We start from the raw sequence: 18,841 nt of genomic DNA on the forward strand, positions 1-18,841 counted from the left end.
CGTACTGCGAGGCGAGGCCGTACCGGGGGCCGTTGCACCGGCCGGACGGCGCCGCTAACCATGGATCACGTCGCCGAGCACCACAGGGTCCGTCCGCCGGACCGAAGTTCGCAGGGTGCGGAGCGCCGGTCATGGACTCCGGTCCACGGATCCGGTCATGGATCCGGCCCACGGCCGCCGTAGGTCACGGCCGCCGTCCGGGTTCCGACCGGCCGCGACTCCCCCGTCCCCGACGTTAGGTCTCCCGTGTCGTTCGCCCGTAACATCCTCACCCAGCCCCGCACCGCCCGCCGCAAGGCCGCTGTCGGCGGTGCCGCCGTACTGCTGGGCGCCACCGGCCTGGCCCTGGGTGTCGCCCCGGCGATGGCCGCTCCGGCCGCCGCGCCGACGTCCGCCACGAGCGCGCAGGCCACGGCGAAGCAGATGATCGGCGACGACTCCCAGTACCAGTGCTTCCACAAGATCGTGGAGCACGAGAGCGGCTGGGACGTGAACGCCTCCAACGCCTCCTCCGGCGCCTACGGCCTGGTCCAGGCCCTCCCCGGCTCCAAGATGGCCTCGGCCGGCGCCGACTGGCAGACCAACCCCAAGACCCAGATCAAGTGGGGCGTGGACTACATGGAGGACCGCTACGGCAGCCCGTGCGGCGCCTGGAACTTCTGGCAGTCCAACGGCTGGTACTGAGCCGACCGCCGCACCACCGTGTGACGTACGCGGCACGGTGACGCGTGAAGTCCCCGACCGGATTCCGGCCGGGGACTTCGGCGTTCCCACCGGCACCCACGAGAGCAGGCACCGGCGAGCAGGCTCCCGCGCCGAGGGCCCCGCGCGAAGGGATTCCGCTATCAGGCTCCCGTGCGAAGAGGCCCGTGCGAAGGGGTTCCGCCGGCAGGCTCCCGCTCGAAGGGGCCGCTCGAAATAATTCCGCCGGCAGGCTCCCGTGCGAAGAGGCCCCGCGAGCAGGCCCGTGAGCGCACCCCTGAGCGGGACCCGGCCGACGCCCGCGCCTACAGCCGCTGGATGATCGTGCCCGTCGCCAGCGCGCCGCCCGCGCACATCGTGATCAGCGCGAACTCCTTGTCCCGGCGCTCCAGTTCGTGCAGGGCCGTGGTGATCAGCCGCGCCCCGGTGGCGCCGACCGGGTGGCCGAGGGCGATCGCTCCCCCGTTGACGTTGACCTTCTCCAGCCCGTCGAGGTCCCGTTCGAACTCCTGCGCCCAACTCAGCACCACCGAGGCGAACGCCTCGTTGATCTCGACGAGGTCGATGTCCTTGAGCGACATCCCCGCCTTGCCCAGCACCGCGCGGGTCGCGTCGATCGGTCCGTCGAGATGGAAGTGCGGATCGGAACCGACCAGCGCCTGTGCGACGATCCGGGCCCGCGGCTTGAGCTTGAGCGCCCGCGCCATCCGCTTGGAGGCCCACATGATGGCGCAGGCCCCGTCCGATATCTGCGAGGAGTTGCCCGCCGTGTGGATGGCGGTCGGCATGACCGCCTTGAGCCCGCCGAGCCCCTCCAGCGTGGTGTCCCGCAGCCCTTCGTCCCGGTCGACGAGCCGCCACATGCCCTGACCGGCCGCCTGCTCCTCCTCGGTGGTCGGCACCTGGACGGCGTACGTCTCGCGTTTGAAGCGCTCCTCGGCCCAGGCGGCGGCGGCCCGTTCCTGCGAGAGCAGCCCGAGCGCGTCGACGTTCTCCCGGGTCAGGCCGCGCTTGCGGGCGATGCGCTCGGCGGCCTCGAACTGGTTGGGCAGGTCGATGTTCCACTCGTCCGGCCACGGCTTTCCCGGGCCGTGCTTGGAGCCGCTGCCCAGCGGTACGCGCGACATCGCCTCCACACCGCAGCTGATGCCGACGTCGATGACCCCGGCCGCGACCATGTTCGCGACCATGTGGGAGGCCTGCTGCGAGGAACCGCACTGACAGTCCACCGTGGTGGCGGCGGTCTCGTACGGGAACCCCACGGCCAGCCAGGCGTTGCGTGCCGGGTTCATGGACTGCTCACCGGCATGGGTGACCGTGCCGCCGACGATCTGTTCGACGCAGTCGGCCTGAATGCCGGTGCGGCCGAGAAGTTCCCGGTAGGTCTCGCCCAGCAGATAGGCGGGATGCAGATTGGCGAGCGCCCCCTGGCGCTTGCCGATGGGGGTGCGTACGGCTTCGACGATGACGGGTTCCGCGGCCATGAGCTCGTCCTCTCCTCGCACTTCCGCTGGGGCGTCCCGGCACCCACGGAAGGAACTAGTACGCGTTCTAGTTATGCAAGCAGTCTTATGACCCTTACCCCCGGTACGCAAGGGGCGCGCACGCACCTTTCGCGTACGCTGCACGCACCTCAAGCGCTCCCCACTCGCCGCGCAACCCCGCCACGCCCCCTCCGCTCCCCCGTCGCGCCCCCGGCCGCGCCGCTCCGGACCGCCGGGGGAAACAGATCCGGCCAACCCCCTTGCCACTTGTAGAACTCGTTACTACCTTTCGGGCAACTTCTGATGGGTCGTCAGACAGTTCGCTGCCAGATCTGGAGTGGAGAGGTGCCCATGCGCTGCCCCCATCTGCCCGATGGTTTCGACTTCACCGATCCGGACCTGCTCCAGGCCCGGGTTCCCCACCCGGAGTTCGCCCGGATGCGGCAGACCGCGCCCGTCTGGTGGTGCACCCAGCCCGCCGGGATCTCCGGCTTCGACGACGAGGGCTACTGGGCCGTCACCCGCCACGCGGACGTCAAGTACGTCTCCACCCACCCGGAGCTGTTCTCCTCCAGCACCAACACCGCGGTCATCCGCTTCAACGAGTCGATCAGCCGTGACCAGATCGAGGTCCAGAAGCTGATCATGCTGAACATGGACCCGCCGGAGCACACCCGGGTCCGCCAGATCGTCCAGCGCGGCTTCACCCCCCGCGCCGTACGGTCCCTGGAGCAGGCGCTCCGCAGCCGGGCCCGCTCCATCGTCGAGACGGCCCTCGCCTCCGCCGACGACGACGGCTCCTTCGACTTCGTCACCAACATCGCCGTGGAACTCCCGCTCCAGGCCATCGCCGAACTCATCGGCGTACCCCAGGAGGACCGGTCCAAGATCTTCGACTGGTCCAACAAGATGGCGGCGTACGACGATCCGGAGTACGCGATCACCGAAGAGGTCGGCGCCGAGGCGGCCATGGAGATCGTCTCGTACGCGATGAACCTGGCGGTCGCCCGCAAGGAGTGCCCGGCCAAGGACATCGTCTCCCAGCTGGTCGCGGCGGAGGGCGAGGGCAACCTCTCCTCCGACGAGTTCGGCTTCTTCGTGATCCTGCTGGCGGTGGCCGGCAACGAGACCACCCGCAACGCCATCAGCCACGGCATGCACGCCTTCCTGACCCACCCCGACCAGTGGGAGCTCTACAAGAACGAGCGCCCGGACACGACGGCCGAGGAGATCGTCCGCTGGGCCACCCCCGTGGTCTCCTTCCAGCGGACCGCCACCCAGGACCTGGAGCTGGGCGGGCAGCGGATCAAGAAGGGGGACCGGGTCGGGCTGTTCTACTCCTCCGCCAACAACGATCCGGAGGTCTTCGAGAACCCGGAGACGTTCGACATCACCCGCGACCCCAATCCGCACCTCGGCTTCGGCGGCGGCGGTCCGCACTTCTGCCTCGGCAAGTCCCTGGCCGTGATGGAGATCAACCTGATCTTCAACGCCATCGCGGACGTGCTGCCCGGCCTGCGGCTGCTGGAGGACCCGCGGCGGCTGCGTTCCGCCTGGCTCAACGGCATCAAGCAGCTCCAGGTCGGCACGGCGCCGGTGTCCACCGGCTGACGTCATCCGGCGCACGGCCGCAGGCCCGCCGGAATGCTGTGGGCCTTGCGCCCGCGGGCCTGCGGGCCTTGCGCCTGTGCGGGCAGGGGCGAGCGGGCTTCCCCCAGGGCCGCAGCAGGGCCGTTCGAGTGGCGGAGCGGCCGGTCCTGGCGGATGCTGGGGGCGCGGCGATCCACGCCGAAGGGGTGCCGGGACGGTGAACACGTCCCTGGCACCCCTTCGGCCTGCGATGGTGGTGGCGGCGGTCGACGGCGCCCGGGCGGCCTACTGCCGGCCGCCCGCTCCGGCCTTCGAAACCGGTGACACCGGCTCGGGAGCTTCCCCGGGAGCCTCCGCCACCGTCGTACCGGCCTCCCCGGCCGTCGTACCGGCCTTCGTACCGGCCTCCCCAGCCGTCGTACCGGCCTTCGTACCGGCCTCCCCAGCCGTCCCGGCCGCCGTACCGCCCGCCGCCGGGGCCTTCGCCCCGTCCTGCGGCCGTGACTCCCCCGCCGTCCCCGGCCGCAGCTTCCGCGGCCCCGACAGCAGGTACGTCAGTCCGAAGCCCAGCGAGACGACCAGCGCGCCGCCGGCCGCGTCCAGCACCCAGTGATTGCCGGTGGCCACGATCGCGGAGACCGTGAAGAGCGGGTGCAGCAGCCCGAGCGCCTTCATCCACATCTTCGGCGCCAGCATCACGATCACCACACCGCACCACAGCGACCAGCCGAAGTGCAGCGACGGCATCGCCGCGTACTGGTTGGTGACCGTCGTCAGCGTCCCGTAGTCAGGCTTCGCGAAGTCCTGCACCCCGTGGACCGTATCGATGAACCCGAGGCCCGGCATGAGGCGCGGCGGGGCCAGCGGATAGAGCCAGAAGCCGACGAGCGCGAGCAGCGTGGCGAACCCGATGGAGCTGCGGACCCAGCGGTAGTCCGCGGGCCGGCGCACGTACAGCACGCCCAGGATGGTCAGTGGCACGATGAAGTGGAACGTCGAGTAGTAGTAGTCGAAGAACTCACGCAGCCAGTTGATCTCCACGACGGCGTGGTTGGCCCAGTGCTCGATGTCGATGTGCAGCCACTGCTCGATGGAGTGGATCTGCCGCCCGTGCTCCTCGGCGGTGGCCCGGCCGGCCGTCGCCGCCAGCCTGACCTGGGCGTACGCGGAGTAGACGACCCGGATCAGCAGGAGTTCCAGCAGCAGGTTGGGACGGCTGAAGACCCGGCGCCAGAAGGGCAGGAGCGGCACGCGGCTCCAGCGCGCCGCGACCGGCTTCGCGTACTCGGTGGGGATCGGCTGCTGCCAGTACGGCGAGGTGCGCGGCAGGAACGGCGCCACGCAGGCCGCCCCGAGCGCCGCCAGGAGCAGCACGTTGTCCCGTACGGGGAGGAGGGCGCCGATGTTCGGCAGCAGCATATTCCCCGGCAGCGTGAGCACGAGCACCACGACGGCCGGCCAGACCAGCCGGTCGGCGGCCCGCTTCCCGACCCTGCCGACCACCGCGAGGAGCACCCACAGCAGCTGGTGCTGCCAGGCGGTCGGCGAGACGGCGACGACAACGCAGCCGGTCACGGCGACGGCGAGGAGCAGCTGGCCGTCGCGTGCGTACCGCACCGCGCGCCGCAGTCCGAGCACGACGACGACGGCCGCCAGCGCGAGGAAGAGGACGATCTCCAGGGGACCCGACAGGCCGAGCCGGAGCAGCGCACCGTGCAGCGACTGGTTGGCGAGGCTGTCCGGCCGCTCACCGAGTCCGGCTCCCGCGACATGGTGGACCCAGTAGGTCCAGGAGTCGTGCGGCATCGCCGCCCAGGCCACCGCGGTGCCCACGGCGAAGGCCGCACCGCCCGTCGCGGCGGCCCGGCGCCGGCCGGTCAGCCAGAGCAGGGCCGCGAACAGCAGGACGGCCGGCTGGAGGGCGGCGGCGATCCCGATCAGGACGCCGGACGCCCGTTCGCCCCGGACCACGAAACAGGCGAGCAGAACGAGAAGAACGGGCAGGATGCTGGTCTGGCCGAGATACAGCGCGTTGCGCACGGGCAGCGACAGCATGAGCAGGCTGATCGCCACGGGCGCGGCGAGCAGGGTCGTACGGCGGCCGACGGGCGCCGGAAGGGCGCGGGCCGCGACGATGCCGAGTGCGACGACCAGCAGCAGGGAGCCGAACGTCCACGCGACGCCGAGGGCCTGTTCGGCCGAGGCGGTGAGCGGTTTGAGGACCAGCCCGGCGAAGGGCGTCCCGGTGAACCGGTCGGAGTCGTACAGCGATCCCGGCACCTGCAGGACCCCGTTCTCACCGATCCATGTCTCCAGGTCCGTGAGACGTTCGCCCGGCGGCTGCCGGAGCACCACCGTCATCTGCCGTACCGCCAGTACGGCCACGACCAGCCAGAGCACGGCCCGGGTCAACCCGGTCCTCGGCTCCGTGTCCGTGGCTGCGTTCCCGCGCACACTGTGATCCGCATTCGCCACGCTGCGCCGCCCCTCCCACCGTTTCATGCACTGCCCCTTCGACTCGGGGACGTGCGGATGAAGCCTCGCATTGCCCTATGAGGTAGACACAATCAACCCCCTCTTCGCCTGACTGCCATCGCTTATTTGTCCGAAAGAATGCGCGAATGGCATGTTCCGTCGGCATGTTCTGCCGCCGCTCACGCAAGGGATTCGGCCCTCACGCAAGGGATTCGGCCCTCAGGAAGGAGATCAGTCCTCGTGGACCGGTGTGTCCCCCTGCCATGCGGCGAACAGCGGGGTCGCTCCGGAACCGTCCAGAACCACGACGCCGAACGGCCGGTCGAAGGCGATGTGCCGGACCCGGCGCGAGCGAGGTGCGGCTGCCGCGGACCGCATGGCGACGACGGTCACGGCCGCCGCTTCCACCCCCTCCTCGGCGATCTTCAGCACGGCCTCCTGGACCACCTGCGAAATCGCGAGCGGCTCGGGCGAGAGCCCGGGGAATTCGGCGCCGCCCGAGAGAGCCCGGCGCACGCCGAGCGCGGGCAGCTGCTCGGAGGCCTGAACAGTCGTACGCAGGGTGAGGCGCGGGATCGCGACGGTCACGTCGTCGGCGTCCGGCGCGGTGCCCGATTCCCGGGGCGCCCAGCCCGCGGGCAGCACCTCCGCCGCGCCCGCACCCGGTTCACCCAGGACGAACCGCACCCGGGCCGGAGCACCGCCGGCCGAGGTCCCGGCGGCCGGGGTCCCGGCGGCCACCCCCGTACGGCAGCGCAGTTCGACGACGTACGCGCCGCCCACCGTCCAGGCGTCCGACAGTGCCACCCCCTTGTGCATGGTCGGCACCGGACGGGTCACCCCCGCCGCGTCGGTGAACAGTGCGTCACGGGTGCGCCGCTCCTCGAACGGCACCTCCCAGCGTGCCTTCAGGGCCAGCGCGTTGACGAGGACGAGCAGGATCTCGTCATTGATCTCCAGCGGCAGCTTCTCGATCAGACCGCCGGTCACCTCGCGCACCCAGGCATCGGCCTCCGCCGGATCCATCGCGCCGAACCGGATGTCCGGCAGCGACTCCCGGTACGCCCGGTACACCGGCGTCCTGCTCCACACCCTGGTCGCCACACCCAGCGCCTCGGTGCGGGCCAGCTCGCGGGCGGCCTCCGTCACGACCGGGCCGGCCTCCCGTTCGGCCACCCCGAGCAGTGCGCGCAGTTCGTCGGCGGTCTCGCCGCGCGCGCCGACCGCCACGGCGGCCAGGGCCAGCCACAGACCGGCGGGCGAGCACACAAAGCTCTCGCCGACCGGCCGGGCCGGACCCGTCAGCTCCCGTGTCCACAGCTCGGCCAGCCGCCGGACCGCCCCGGCCCGCCCCATCGAATCCGTCCCCGGTGTCATCGATTCCCCCTGCACGTAATCTTTTCGCCATCCGATGGTCCGAAAGTCAGAATGAACCACATGACGTGGATCGTGACCCCTGAACTCTTCGACTCCCCCGACGCGGCGATGCTGCGCCGGGACTATTACGACGAGGTGGCCAGCCGCTACTGGCAGCGGCCCGCGACCGCCGAGGAGATCGACGAAGGGCTCACCGACGACGGCGCCGACCGGCTCGTACCGCCCACCGGGCAGTTCGTCGTGGGCCGCTACGAGGGCAGGGCCGCGAGCTGTGCGGGGTTTCTCGTGACGGACGCGGACGCGGGCACCGCGGAGCTGACCCGGGTGTACGTACGTCCCGGCTTCCGCGGCACCGGGGGCGGCGGGCAGCTGCTGGCCGCCGTCGAGGACGCGGCGCGGGCGTTCGGGATACGGCTGCTCCGGCTCGACACCCGCAACGACCTCGTCGAGGCGCGCGGGCTGTACGCGAAGCACGGCTACCGGGAGGTGCCCGCGTTCCACCACCGCAACCAGTTCGCGGAACACTGGTTCGCCAAGGAGCTGTGACGCGAGCGGTGAGGGCGGGGGCCGGGCGGTACGGGCGCGGGACGGTACGGGCGCGGGACGGTACGGGCGCGGGACGGGCGCGGGACGGTACGGGCGCGGGCGCGGGACGGGCGCGGGCGCGGGACGGGCGCGGCGGGACAGGACCGGGCAGGGCGGCACCGGGACCATGCAAGGACCGGACCGGACCGGCGTTCAGGCCGCGTGGTCGCGGCGCGGTTCCGGCATGTGCGGCCGCTCCTTGCTCGAACCGCTCACCTCGGCGGTCAGCTCGACGACCAGCCTGACCAGATCGGTGGGCCGCTCCGGCCCCCACCAGTCGCCCAGCAACTCGGCGAGCGAGTCCTCGCGGGCCTGGGCGAGCCGGACGACGACCTCCGACCCCGGCTCGGTGAGGACCAGCTGCACCCCCTCGCGCCGGGCCAGCCCACGCTCCTCCAACTGGCGCGCCGCCTCGCTGATCACCCTGAGGGGCACCGGTGCGATGTCGGCGAGCCGGGCGGGCTCGACGGTGCCGTGCCGCTTGATCCGCAGCAGCAGCCAGCTGGCCGCGGGCAGCAGGTCGTAGCCCGCATTCTCGGTGATCTTCACGTAGATCTCGCGGCGCCCCTCCCTGGTGGCGAGGACGGAGAGGGCACGGGCGCACTCGTCGTACGAGGAGCGCTCCACGGGGTTCGACGCCAGGGTCTCGCTGGTGTCGGGGGCGGTCACCGAGCCGCGCAGCTTGTCCTCCTTGAGGAACCAGGCGAGGACGAAGGCGACCAGGACGACGGGAGCGGCATACAGGAAGACATCGGTGATCGACGTCGAGTACGCGCTGAGGATCGAGGGGCGCAGATCGGCGGGCAGCTGTCCGATGGCGCGGGGGTCGGCCGCCAGCCGGTCGGCGTCGACACCCGGCGGCAGTGAGCGGCCTTCGAGGGCGCTGCTGAGTTTGCCGGTGAGCCGGTTGGTGAAGATGGTGCCGAAGATGGCCACACCGAACGAGGCGCCGATGGAGCGGAAGAAGGTCGCGCCGGAGGTGGCGACGCCCAGATCCTCGTACGTCACGGCGTTCTGCACGACCAGCACGAGGACCTGCATCACCAGCCCGAGACCGGCCCCGAAGACGAAGAAGTAGACGCTCATCTCCCAGGTGGAGCTGGTCTCGTCGAGGCGGTGGAGCAGCAGCAGGCCGATCGCGGTGAGGAAGGTGCCCGCGACGGGGAAGACCTTCCAGCGGCCGGTGCGGCTGACGAGCTGGCCGGAGCCGGTCGAGGTGATCAGCATGCCGAACACCATGGGCAGCATGTGCACACCCGACATGGTCGGGGTGATGCCGTGCACCACTTGGAGGAACGTCGGCAGATAGGTCATCGCGCCGAACATCGCGAAGCCGACGACGAAGCTGATGAGGGCGACGAGGCTGAAGGTCCTGATCCGGAAGAGCTTCAGCGGCAGTACGGGCTCCGCGGCGCGGCGCTCGACCGCGATGAAGGCGATGAGCAGCAGCACGGCCAGCACGGCGAGGGAGATGGTCTGCGCCGATCCCCAGGCCCAGGTGGTGCCGCCGAGGGAGGCGACGAGGACCAGGCAGGTGGCGACGGAAGCGATGAGGAAGGTGCCGAGGTAGTCGATCGTGTGCTTGGACCGACGGACCGGGATGTGCAGGACGGCGGCGATGACGACGAGTGCGACGACGCCGATCGGCAGGTTGATGTAGAAGACCCAGCGCCAGCTGAGGTGCTCGGTGAAGAAGCCGCCGAGGAGCGGCCCGAGCACGCTCGTGACGCCGAAGACCGCGCCGAACAGGCCTTGGTACTTGCCGCGTTCGCGGGGCGTGACGATGTCGCCGACGATCGCCATCGACAGCACCATCAGCCCGCCGCCGCCGAGGCCCTGGAGGGCCCGGAAGCCGATCAGCTGCGGCATGTTCTGCGCGACGCCGCAGAGCGCGGAGCCGATGAGGAAGATGACGATGGCGGTCTGGAACAGCTTCTTGCGCCCGTACTGGTCGCCGAGCTTGCCCCAGAGCGGGGTCGCCGCGGTCGCCGCCAGCATGTAGGCGGTGACGACCCAGGACAGATGGTCCAGGCCGCCGAGGTCGCTGACGATCGTGGGCAGTGCCGTGGAGACGATGGTCTGATCGAGTGCGGCGAGCAGCATGCCGAGCAGCAGTGCGCCGATGGCCACCATGACGGTTCGCTTCGACCGTCCGTCGCCCGGGGCCGGGGGCGGCGGGCTCAGCTGCTGGGCCATGAACGTCTCCTCGGGTCCGATACACCCCCATCCTGGACGTTTTGGCCGTTTACGGCCTGCCGAGCGGCCGCGCGTCGTTGGGCTGCGCGGCGACGGCCTGCATAATCGCAGGCAGCTCAAGGGGAGGGGACCGACTATGACCGGACATATGTGCCCGGAGTGCGGCAGAAGACGCGTCGGACGAGAGCCGGTCGCAGGTCAGGTGCCGGACGCGCGGGGCGGCGGACCGGACGCGTGCGCGTGCGGGGCGGGCGCCGCGCCGCGCACCGGGGAGGAGCGGCGGGCGGCGCGCGCGGCGGAGACCGCCGCGGCCGAGGACTTCGACCCGCTGCGGATCAGGCCGTACGTGACCCTGTCCGGCGGCGGCGCCACCGCCCAGGAGCACATCGGCACCGGAACGGGCGCCGGCACGGCAGCCGGATCCGGACCCGACGACATCCATCGCTTCGGTGCGCACCGCGACCCCGTCCACGGCCACATCGCCCCGGACCCCGCGGGCATGACGATGCCGCTGTTCCTGGACGGGGCGGCAGGCGCGCCGGCGTACGGAGCAGGCGCGCCGGCGTACGGAGCAGGAGGCTCGGCGTACGGAGCAGGAGGCTCGGCGTACGGAGCGGGGGGCTCGGCGTACGGAGACGGTGCGACATCCGGAGCGGGGGGCGCGGCGTACGGATCCGGGGGCGCGGCCGCCGACCCGGCGCCGGGCACCGCGAAGGGTCCGGACGAGGCCCGTAGGCGCACGGCCGTCACCGTCGTCGGCCTCGGCCCGGACCCCGGCACCGATCCCGTCCAGCCCCGTCGGCGGCGGCCGTTCGCGGCGCTCGCCGCCGGGGCGGCGGTGGCCGCGGTGATCGGCGCTGCGGCCTTCGCCGGGGGGCTGTTCTCCGGGGACGGGGACCGGCAGGAGGCCCTGCCCGACATGGCCACGAGCGCCCCGGACGGCATGGGCGACGGACCGGCCGATTCCGTGTCGGAGTCGGCCTCCGCCTCACCCTCGCCGTCCCGCTCGGCCCAGGCGTCGTCCTCCGCGCCGGCCTCCGGCTCCACCTCGCCGTCGAAGAGCGCGGAGCCGACCCGTTCCGCGTCCGCGTCGGCCTCTCCGACGGCACCCGACCTGTCCCCCTCCGCCTCCGGCACGAAGCCCCCGGGCACCCCGTCGGCGGCTCCGCCCGCCCAGCTGACGGGCCCCACGCTGCGGCCCGGCGACCACGGCCCCGAGGTGGCCGAACTGCAGAACCGCCTGAAGGAGGTCTGGCTCTACCAGGGGCCCCCGGACGCCGACTACACGGGCCGGGTCGCCGAAGCCGTACGCGTCTACCAGTCGTACAAGGCCATCCAGGGCGACCCCGCGGGCGTGTACGGGCCGAACACCCGGCGTGCGCTGGAGGCGGAGACGAGCGGGCGCGGCGGCCACTGACGTACGGGAGGCGGGACGGACCGAATCCGCGCGGTACCGAATCCGGACCGCACGGGATCCGGACAACAGCGGATCCCGGCGGCAGCGGATCCGGTACCGGAAGAAGGGGATTCGCATTCCGGGGCGGCTTTTTGTATCGTGATGGAACAAAGTGGCCTCCGCTCGCACTCCCTGACCGGCGGGCGGGGCCGCTCTTGTACGCCACCCGCGCCACCTCGCACCGGGGTGCACGCCACACCCCCCGCGCTCAGGAGCCAGCCGATGTCGGCCACCGCCCTCACCACAAGCGCCCTCCTTCTGGACATGGACGGCACCCTCGTGAACTCCGATGCCGTAGTGGAACGCTGCTGGCAGCGCTGGGCGCTGAAGCAGGGGCTCGACCCGGTGGCCGTGCTCAAGGTCGTCCACGGCCGGCAGGGGTACGCGACGATGGCCGTCCTGCTCCCGGACCGCCCCATGGAGCAGAACTACGCGGAGAACCGGGTCATGCTCGCCGAGGAGACCGCCGATGTGGACGGCGTCGTCCCGGTCGGCGGCGCACCCGCCTTCATGGCCGCGATCTCCGCGCTCCCGCACGCGCTCGTGACCTCGGCGGACGCGGCGCTGGCACAGGCCCGGATGACGGCGGCGGCCCTGCCGATGCCCGCCGTCCGCGTCACCGCCGAACTGGTCGGCGCCAGCAAGCCGGACCCCGAGGGCTTCCTCAAGGGCGCGGCCGAGCTGGGCTTCGCCGCGGCCGACTGCGTCGTGTTCGAGGACTCGGAGGCGGGCATCGCGGCGGGCCGGGCGGCCGGCATGCGTGTGGTGGGCGTCGGCCCGCGAGCCGCCGCACTGTCCCCGGACGCCCATGTCGAGGATCTGACGCAGATCCGGGTGGAAGCGGTGGCGGACGGCACGATCCGTCTGCACATCAGCGCCCGCTGAGGGCCGCTCGCCACAGCCCGGAAACCCCACAGCCCGCCGACGGGCGACCCGGAAACCCCGCACTCCCAGCAGGCCCGCGGCCCGGCGCCGCCGAATCCCGCGGCCCCTGCGCCCCCGCCCACGCCCCCGGACCCGGCCCCGGCACCACCCCGCCGAGTCGCCCCTCCCCCGCCCCCGCCCCCGCCGGCGCACTCAGTCGCGGCGCAGCAGCCCGCGCGCCACCAGCTCCAGCACCAGCGCGACGGCCACCACCTGCACCGCCATCAGCGCCCCGAGTACGAAGAGCTGCACGGCACCGGCCTCCACGGGCGAGCGAGGCGCCGCCCAGCAGCATGCCCACGAACGCGCCGGGCAGGGTGACGAGCCCCACCGTCCGGGTCTGGTCGAGCCCCGGCAGCAACGCGTCCGACGCCGCGGGCCTGGCGATCTCCAGCCGGGCGTCCCGGTCCCGCATCCCGAGCGCCATCCCCGCCTCCACCTCCCCGTGCCGGGTGACGAGTTCGTCCAGCGCGCGCCGGCCACCGAGGACCGTCGCGGTGAGCGCGCCCCCGATGAGGATGCCCGTGACCGGGATCAGCGTGATGCCCCGGACAGGGACGAGACCGGTGAGCAGCAGCACGCCCACCACCGGCAGCACCCCGGCAGCGATCGGCAGCGCCGCCCAGCGCCAGGTGCGGTTGACGGTGATCCGGTGCCCCGCGGTCCACACCGCCACCACGAACATCAGCGCCACGAAGCCGAGCAGGGGTGCGAGCGAGTGGACCACCCAGCCGATGACCAGGGAAACCGCGGCGAGTTGAGCCGCGGCCCGCAGCCCGGCGACGGCGATCTCGCGCGAACGGCCCAGCGAGGCCCACGCGGCGACGGCGGTCGCGAACGCCAGGAGTACGGCGAGGACGACCCCGAGCGTCACGGTGACCGGAAGCAGCACGCGGGCCACTCTAGGTCCGGCGCCCGGCGCCCGGCGCCCGGCGCCCGGTTTCCGGTTTCCGGCGCCCGGCCCGAAGGCGGCCGCGAAGTGGTGGTCCGCCGCCCCTCAACCCCCGTACGGACACCCGCTGTACGACAAACAGCACAAACTCCGAACTGAACGTCAGACCGATCCGCGAGAACCCTTGATGTGACGTGCGCATGTCGTCACCCTGTTACCTGGTGACCTTCTCCCGGAAACCCGGCGCCGCCACGATGGCCGGGCTTCATCAGGTCGCCAGCCCAACGTCCCCCCACATCAAGGGAGTTCCCATGTCTGGTGTCTACGCGCGTCGCCTCGGCGTCGTCGTCGCATCCGCGGCCCTCGCCGCCACTTCCGCGCTGCTCACCGCCCCGACGGCGCAGGCCGCCATGCCCACGCCGGTCAGCGCGTCCACCGCCCGCACCTATCTCGGCCAGCTCACGGTGGAGACCGAGGGATCGTCCAGCGGCTACAGCCGGGACAAGTTCCCGCACTGGATCACCCAGTCGGGCGCCTGCAACACCCGCGAGGTCGTGCTGAAGCGCGACGGCACGAATGTCGAGCAGGACTCCAGCTGCGCCGCGGTCAGCGGCAGTTGGTACTCGGAGTACGACGGGGCCACCTGGACCGCCGCCTCCGACCTGGACATCGACCACATGGTCCCGCTCGCCGAGGCCTGGCGCTCCGGCGCGAGCAGCTGGACCACGGCCCAGCGGCAGTCCTTCGCCAACGACCTGACGCGCCCGCAGCTCATCGCGGTCACGGACAACGTCAACCAGTCCAAGAGCGACCAGGACCCGGGCGAGTGGCTCCCGTCGCGCAGCGCCTACCTGTGCACCTACGCCCGTGCCTGGGTGCACGTCAAGCACTACTACGACCTGAGCGTCGACTCGGCGGAGAAGAGCGCGCTGCAGTCCGTCCTCAACAGCTGCTGACCCGGCGCGAGCACCGCTGACCGGGCGGGGCAACCGCTGACCCGGCGCGAGCACCGCTGACCGGCCTGCGGAACGACCGCCGGCCCGGCCGAGGTCCCGGCGGAACCGTTAGCCCCTTCTCCGTCGTTCCGTACCGTACGGGCCGTCCACCACGGGGCCCCCGTGGCCGGACCCGTCCGGCGCGGCGCGAGGAGGGCACCACATGGCCGGGCTGCGCCTGGGACCACTGCTGCGGTACGTCGACTGGGAGTCCGGTTCCCGCGCGACCGTCTGGGTCGAGACCGACCGTCCGTGCACCGTCGAAGTGCGGTGCGCGGACGGGGCGTCCGGCTCGTCCCCGACGTTCGCGATCGCGGGGCACCACTACGCCCTGGTGGTCGTCACGGGGCTGACGCCCGGCTCGACCACGGCGTACGAGGTGCTGCTCGGCACCCGGCGCGTGTGGCCGCCCGAGGAGTCCCGCTTCCCGGCGAGCACCATCACCACACCCTCCACCGACGCCGGGCGGCAGAGCGTGCGGGTCTCCTTCGGCTCCTGCCGCTGGGCCTCCGCACCCGCCGGTGAGCCGGACCCGGTGGGCCCGGACGCGCTCGACACCCTGGCGGCGCACCTCGCCGCCGACCCCGGCGCCGTACGCCCCGACGTACTGCTGCTCCTCGGCGACCAGGTGTACGCGGACGAGACATCACCGGCGACCCGTCGCCGGATCGCGGCGCGCCGGGACCTGGCGGAGCCGCCGGGTGCCGAGGTGGCGGACTACGAGGAGTACACCCTCCTGTACGACGAGTCCTGGCGCGACCCCGAGGTGCGCTGGCTGCTGTCCACGGTCCCCAGTTGCATGATCTTCGACGACCATGACGTCGTCGACGACTGGAACACGAGTGCCGCCTGGCAGGCGGACATCCGGGCCACGCCCTGGTGGCACGAGCGGATCGTCAGCGGGCTGATGTCGTACTGGGTCTATCAGCACCTGGGCAACCTCTCCCCCGCCGAACTGGCCGAGGACCCGCTGTACGCGGCGGTCCGGGCGACCCCCGACGGCACCGAACCGCTGCGGCTCTTCGCCGCCGAGGCGGACGCCGACCCCACCCGTACACGCTGGAGCTACCGACGTGTTTTCGGCCGAGTACGACTGCTGATTGTCGACACCCGGGCGGCCCGCGTTCTCGACGAACAGAGCCGGGCGATGCTCGACGCCGACGAGGCCCGCTGGATGCGCGAGGAGGCGCTCGCCGACCCCGGTTCGTACGACCATCTCCTGATCGGCAGCTCGCTGCCATGGCTGCTGCCACCGCTCATCCACGACGCGGAGAGCTGGAACGCCGCACTCTGCCGCGGCGAGCGCGGAGAGCGCTGGGCACGCCTCGGCGAGAAGCTGCGCCGGGCGTCCGACCTGGAACACTGGGCCGCTTTCCCGGAATCCTTCCGCCTGCTGACGGAGCTGCTGCGGGAGGCGGGGAGCGGCCCGGACGCCCCGGCGACGGTATGCGTGCTATCAGGCGATGTGCACCATGCGTACATCACCGAGCCCGAGTGGCCGGCCTCCACCCCCGGCGGCCCTCCGGGCGCCCGCATCCTGCAACTGACCTGCTCTCCCGTCCACAATTCGATCCCGGCGACGATCAGAGCGGGCTTCCGTTTCGGCTGGAGCCGGACGGGGCGACGGCTCGGCCGGGCGCTGGCGCGGCACGGCCGCACAGGGAGCCCGCCGATGCGCTGGAGGAAGTCGGGCGGCCCATGGTTCGGCAACCAGTTGATGACGCTCACCCTGCATGGCCGGAAAGCTGCGCTGACATTGGTTCAGGCCAAAGAGAACGCCGCAGGTGCGCAGCTGGAGACCGTTCTGGAGCAATCACTCACCACCGGAGAGTAGTCAGTTTTCGGCCACTCAACCGAATGTTGAACTTGCAAGTAATGGTGAGGTTTCCCTAACCTGATGCGCTCAGTCGGTTCACGTCCCCACCAGACCGAAGGAGCCATCCCCCCATGCTCGAACCCCTGAATCAGGCACGGCCCTACGCGATCAGCCTGTTCCGCTTCGTCGTCGGTTTCCTTTTCGCCTGCCACGGCGCCTCCTCCATCTTCGGAATCCTCGGCGGCCACATGGGCAGCGGCAGCGCCACCCCGGCCGGCACCTGGCCAACCTGGTACGCCGCCCTCATCCAGCTGATCTGCGGCACCCTGGTCGCACTCGGCCTCGGTACCCGCGCGGCCTCCTTCGTCGCCTCCGGCGCGATGGCGTACGCGTACTTCTCGGTGCACCAGTCGCAGTCGCTCCTCCCCCTCCAGAACGGCGGCGAGGCCGCAGCCGTCTTCAGCTGGGTGTTCCTGCTGCTGGTCTTCACGGGTCCCGGTGCCGTGGCCCTGGACCGGCTGTTCTCCGCACGGGCCGAGAGCGCCCGCCAGGAGGAGCACCCGCGCAACCACGCGGCCGTCACACTCTGACCCGACCCCGACCGAGCTGCGGCGCCCGGCTCCTCCGCGACGGCGGGGAGGAGCCGGGCGCCGCACCGCCCCCGTCCTACGCGGGACGGGCCGGCATCACACCCGCCCGGACGCCCCGAACGGCACCGAGAAGCAGGCGACCCGGGCCCCCGCACCACCCTGCGCATCATGAATGATCACCGACCGCGCTCCCCCCTCCCGGAACCCCCAGCCGTGCCGGGCGCGCGCCGAGCCGTTCCCGTGCCGATCGGTCCGGAAATCGAGCCAGACCTCGTTGGCCGGGTCCGCGGTCTCCGCGGCCCGGTGCTGATAGTGCGGCCCTGCGGCCTTCGGGTCGGCGCCGCAGGGGGAGGTGTGCACATGCATCCCGTACGCACGGTCCGGTACGAGCCCACGCAGCCGGGCTTCGACCCGGGTGCCCGAACCGTCCGACCGCTGCTCGACCTCGATCCAGGCCGCCGCGGGAACCAGGTCCATGTCGTACGTGAGGGCACGGGACGGAAGGAACGCGCCGGGCGGGGCGAAACGGGCCGAGGTCCGCATGTCGTGTCCGGTCCCGTCACCGCCCGCCGCACGACCACGACCGGACCCCGCCCCCTCCGCACCACTGACCTCGCCGGTGCGGCCCACCCCGTCCGCACTGCTGGCCTCACCCGCCCCGCTGACCCCATCCGCACGGTTCACCCCATCCGCACTGCTCGTCCTGTCCGCACTGCTCGTCCTGTCCGCACCGCGGGCACCCTCCGCACCGCTCACCCCCTCCGCGACGCTGACACCGCCGGCCGCCAGCACCAGGGCCGTGGCCACCGCCAGCGCCCCTGATCCCGCCCGACCGACCCGTACCGCTGCTCGTACCGTCATCCGCTGCTCCTCGTTGTCGCCGGGCCCTTCCCTCCGGCCCTAACGACAGCGACCTCCCAAGGTGTACGTGAGCTGCACAACATCACCCACTCCTGGCGATCTCCGGGTAAACAGCGGGCGTACGCTGTACAGCTGGCCATGCCGCCCCTGCCGCTCCCCTGCGACGTCGCGGCGTTGACACGAAATCGGGGAGTAGTAAGTGCTTGAGAGTGTGGGCGAGCTGACCAGCAGCCCATGGATCTACGCGGTGGTCGCACTCTCGGTGCTTCTGGACGTCTTCGTGCCCCTCCTGCCCAGTGGCGTCCTGGTGATCGCCGCCGCCACGGCGGCTGCCGCGGGCTCCACCACGGTCGGCGCCGGGGAAGCGACCCATCAGGTGCCGTCGCTGCTCGTACTGACCCTGAGCGCGGCCACCGCCTCGGTGCTCGGCGACCTCGTCGCGTACCGCCTCGCCTGGCGCGGCGGTGAACGGCTGGACCGCGCCATAGCCCGCTCCCGACGCCTCACCACGGCACAGGAACGTCTCGGCGCGGCACTCAGCCGGGGCGGCGGTGCTCTCGTCGTCGTCGCCCGGTTCGCCCCGGCGGGCCGCTCGGTGGTCTCGCTGGGCGCGGGCGCCGCCCACCGCAAGGCGAAGGAATTCCTGCCGTGGTCGGCGCTGGCCGGTGTGGTCTGGGCGGGCTACAGCGTGGGGCTCGGCTACTTCGGCGGTCAGTGGCTGGGCGCGACATGGTTCAGCACAGCGGTCTCGGTGCTCGCGCTGTTCGTGGCGGGCTCGCTGGCGGCACTCGTGGTACGACGCCCCGCCGCCGTGGCCGGTCCCGTACAGCCACCGGTGCCGGCGGCAACCGCACCGGCACCTCCGGCATCGGCTCCGGGTCCCGCCCGCTCCTGACAG

General features: G+C 71.9%; 14 protein-coding genes and 1 pseudogene. 9 read left to right on the top strand and 6 right to left on the bottom strand.

Annotation, left to right across the window (positions count from 1 at the left end):
* Nucleotides 1-246: 246 nt before the first annotated feature.
* Nucleotides 247-684, top strand: coding sequence for a transglycosylase SLT domain-containing protein (locus tag ACIGJO_RS02750; protein WP_399951014.1), 438 nt, complete (start codon nucleotides 247-249; stop codon nucleotides 682-684).
* Nucleotides 685-1,007: 323 nt separating this feature from the next.
* Here ACIGJO_RS02750 and ACIGJO_RS02755 read toward each other — a convergent pair whose 3' ends face one another.
* A complete protein-coding gene (locus tag ACIGJO_RS02755; RefSeq protein ID WP_399951017.1) occupies nucleotides 1,008-2,186 on the bottom strand; it encodes a steroid 3-ketoacyl-CoA thiolase in 1,179 nt (392 codons plus the stop codon).
* Nucleotides 2,187-2,537: 351 nt separating this feature from the next.
* On the opposite strand from ACIGJO_RS02755, the gene ACIGJO_RS02760 reads away from it, so the two are divergent.
* On the top strand, nucleotides 2,538-3,797 hold the full coding sequence (locus ACIGJO_RS02760; RefSeq protein ID WP_399951022.1) for a cytochrome P450: 1,260 nt from the start codon (nucleotides 2,538-2,540) through the stop codon (nucleotides 3,795-3,797).
* A gap of 264 nt (nucleotides 3,798-4,061) precedes the next feature.
* On the opposite strand, the gene ACIGJO_RS02765 is transcribed toward ACIGJO_RS02760, so the two are convergent.
* Nucleotides 4,062-6,278 (bottom strand): bifunctional glycosyltransferase 87/phosphatase PAP2 family protein, encoded by a 2,217-nt coding sequence (locus ACIGJO_RS02765; RefSeq protein WP_399951026.1) that lies wholly within the window; start codon nucleotides 6,276-6,278, stop codon nucleotides 4,062-4,064.
* Between the two features lie 204 nt (nucleotides 6,279-6,482).
* Complete coding sequence (locus tag ACIGJO_RS02770; protein WP_399951030.1) at nucleotides 6,483-7,628, bottom strand: serpin family protein; 1,146 nt, start codon at nucleotides 7,626-7,628, stop codon at nucleotides 6,483-6,485.
* A gap of 60 nt (nucleotides 7,629-7,688) precedes the next feature.
* Between ACIGJO_RS02770 and ACIGJO_RS02775 the strand changes: the two genes are divergently transcribed.
* A complete protein-coding gene (locus ACIGJO_RS02775) occupies nucleotides 7,689-8,174 on the top strand; it encodes a GNAT family N-acetyltransferase (RefSeq protein ID WP_399951032.1) in 486 nt (161 codons plus the stop codon).
* Nucleotides 8,175-8,366: 192 nt separating this feature from the next.
* On the opposite strand, the gene ACIGJO_RS02780 is transcribed toward ACIGJO_RS02775, so the two are convergent.
* On the bottom strand, nucleotides 8,367-10,409 hold the full coding sequence (locus ACIGJO_RS02780) for an MFS transporter (protein WP_399951035.1): 2,043 nt from the start codon (nucleotides 10,407-10,409) through the stop codon (nucleotides 8,367-8,369).
* 136 nt (nucleotides 10,410-10,545) lie between these two features.
* On the opposite strand from ACIGJO_RS02780, the gene ACIGJO_RS02785 reads away from it, so the two are divergent.
* Together ACIGJO_RS02785 and ACIGJO_RS02790 are read left to right on the top strand one after the other, a co-directional pair.
* The gene (locus ACIGJO_RS02785) at nucleotides 10,546-11,826 is read left to right on the top strand and encodes a peptidoglycan-binding protein (RefSeq protein ID WP_399951038.1); all 1,281 of its coding nucleotides are present in this window, start codon (nucleotides 10,546-10,548) and stop codon (nucleotides 11,824-11,826) included.
* A gap of 261 nt (nucleotides 11,827-12,087) precedes the next feature.
* Nucleotides 12,088-12,750 (top strand): HAD-IA family hydrolase, encoded by a 663-nt coding sequence (locus ACIGJO_RS02790; RefSeq protein ID WP_399951041.1) that lies wholly within the window; start codon nucleotides 12,088-12,090, stop codon nucleotides 12,748-12,750.
* Between the two features lie 192 nt (nucleotides 12,751-12,942).
* On the opposite strand, the pseudogene ACIGJO_RS02795 reads toward ACIGJO_RS02790, so the two are convergent.
* A pseudogene (locus ACIGJO_RS02795) lies at nucleotides 12,943-13,681 on the bottom strand (ABC transporter permease).
* A gap of 311 nt (nucleotides 13,682-13,992) precedes the next feature.
* Here ACIGJO_RS02795 and ACIGJO_RS02800 point away from each other — a divergent pair.
* From ACIGJO_RS02800 to ACIGJO_RS02810, 3 genes are all read left to right on the top strand, one after another.
* Entirely contained in the window at nucleotides 13,993-14,637 is a 645-nt protein-coding gene (locus ACIGJO_RS02800; protein ID WP_399951044.1) for an HNH endonuclease family protein, read from the top strand.
* 202 nt (nucleotides 14,638-14,839) lie between these two features.
* Complete coding sequence (locus ACIGJO_RS02805) at nucleotides 14,840-16,510, top strand: alkaline phosphatase D family protein (protein WP_399951047.1); 1,671 nt, start codon at nucleotides 14,840-14,842, stop codon at nucleotides 16,508-16,510.
* 113 nt (nucleotides 16,511-16,623) lie between these two features.
* Entirely contained in the window at nucleotides 16,624-17,082 is a 459-nt protein-coding gene (locus ACIGJO_RS02810; protein WP_399951051.1) for a DoxX family protein, read from the top strand.
* Between the two features lie 96 nt (nucleotides 17,083-17,178).
* On the opposite strand, the gene ACIGJO_RS02815 is transcribed toward ACIGJO_RS02810, so the two are convergent.
* Nucleotides 17,179-17,943: a superoxide dismutase family protein gene (locus tag ACIGJO_RS02815; RefSeq protein WP_399951054.1), complete on the bottom strand. Its 765-nt coding sequence runs from the start codon at nucleotides 17,941-17,943 to the stop codon at nucleotides 17,179-17,181.
* 199 nt (nucleotides 17,944-18,142) lie between these two features.
* Between ACIGJO_RS02815 and ACIGJO_RS02820 the strand changes: the two genes are divergently transcribed.
* Nucleotides 18,143-18,838 carry a DedA family protein gene (locus tag ACIGJO_RS02820; protein ID WP_399951057.1) on the top strand — a complete coding sequence of 232 codons (696 nt, stop codon included), beginning with the start codon at nucleotides 18,143-18,145 and terminating at the stop codon, nucleotides 18,836-18,838.
* Nucleotides 18,839-18,841: the final 3 nt, after the last annotated feature.

Origin of the sequence: Streptomyces sp. NPDC079020, assembly GCF_044542225.1 — a bacterium.
In the GTDB taxonomy this organism is placed as follows: domain Bacteria; phylum Actinomycetota; class Actinomycetes; order Streptomycetales; family Streptomycetaceae; genus Streptomyces.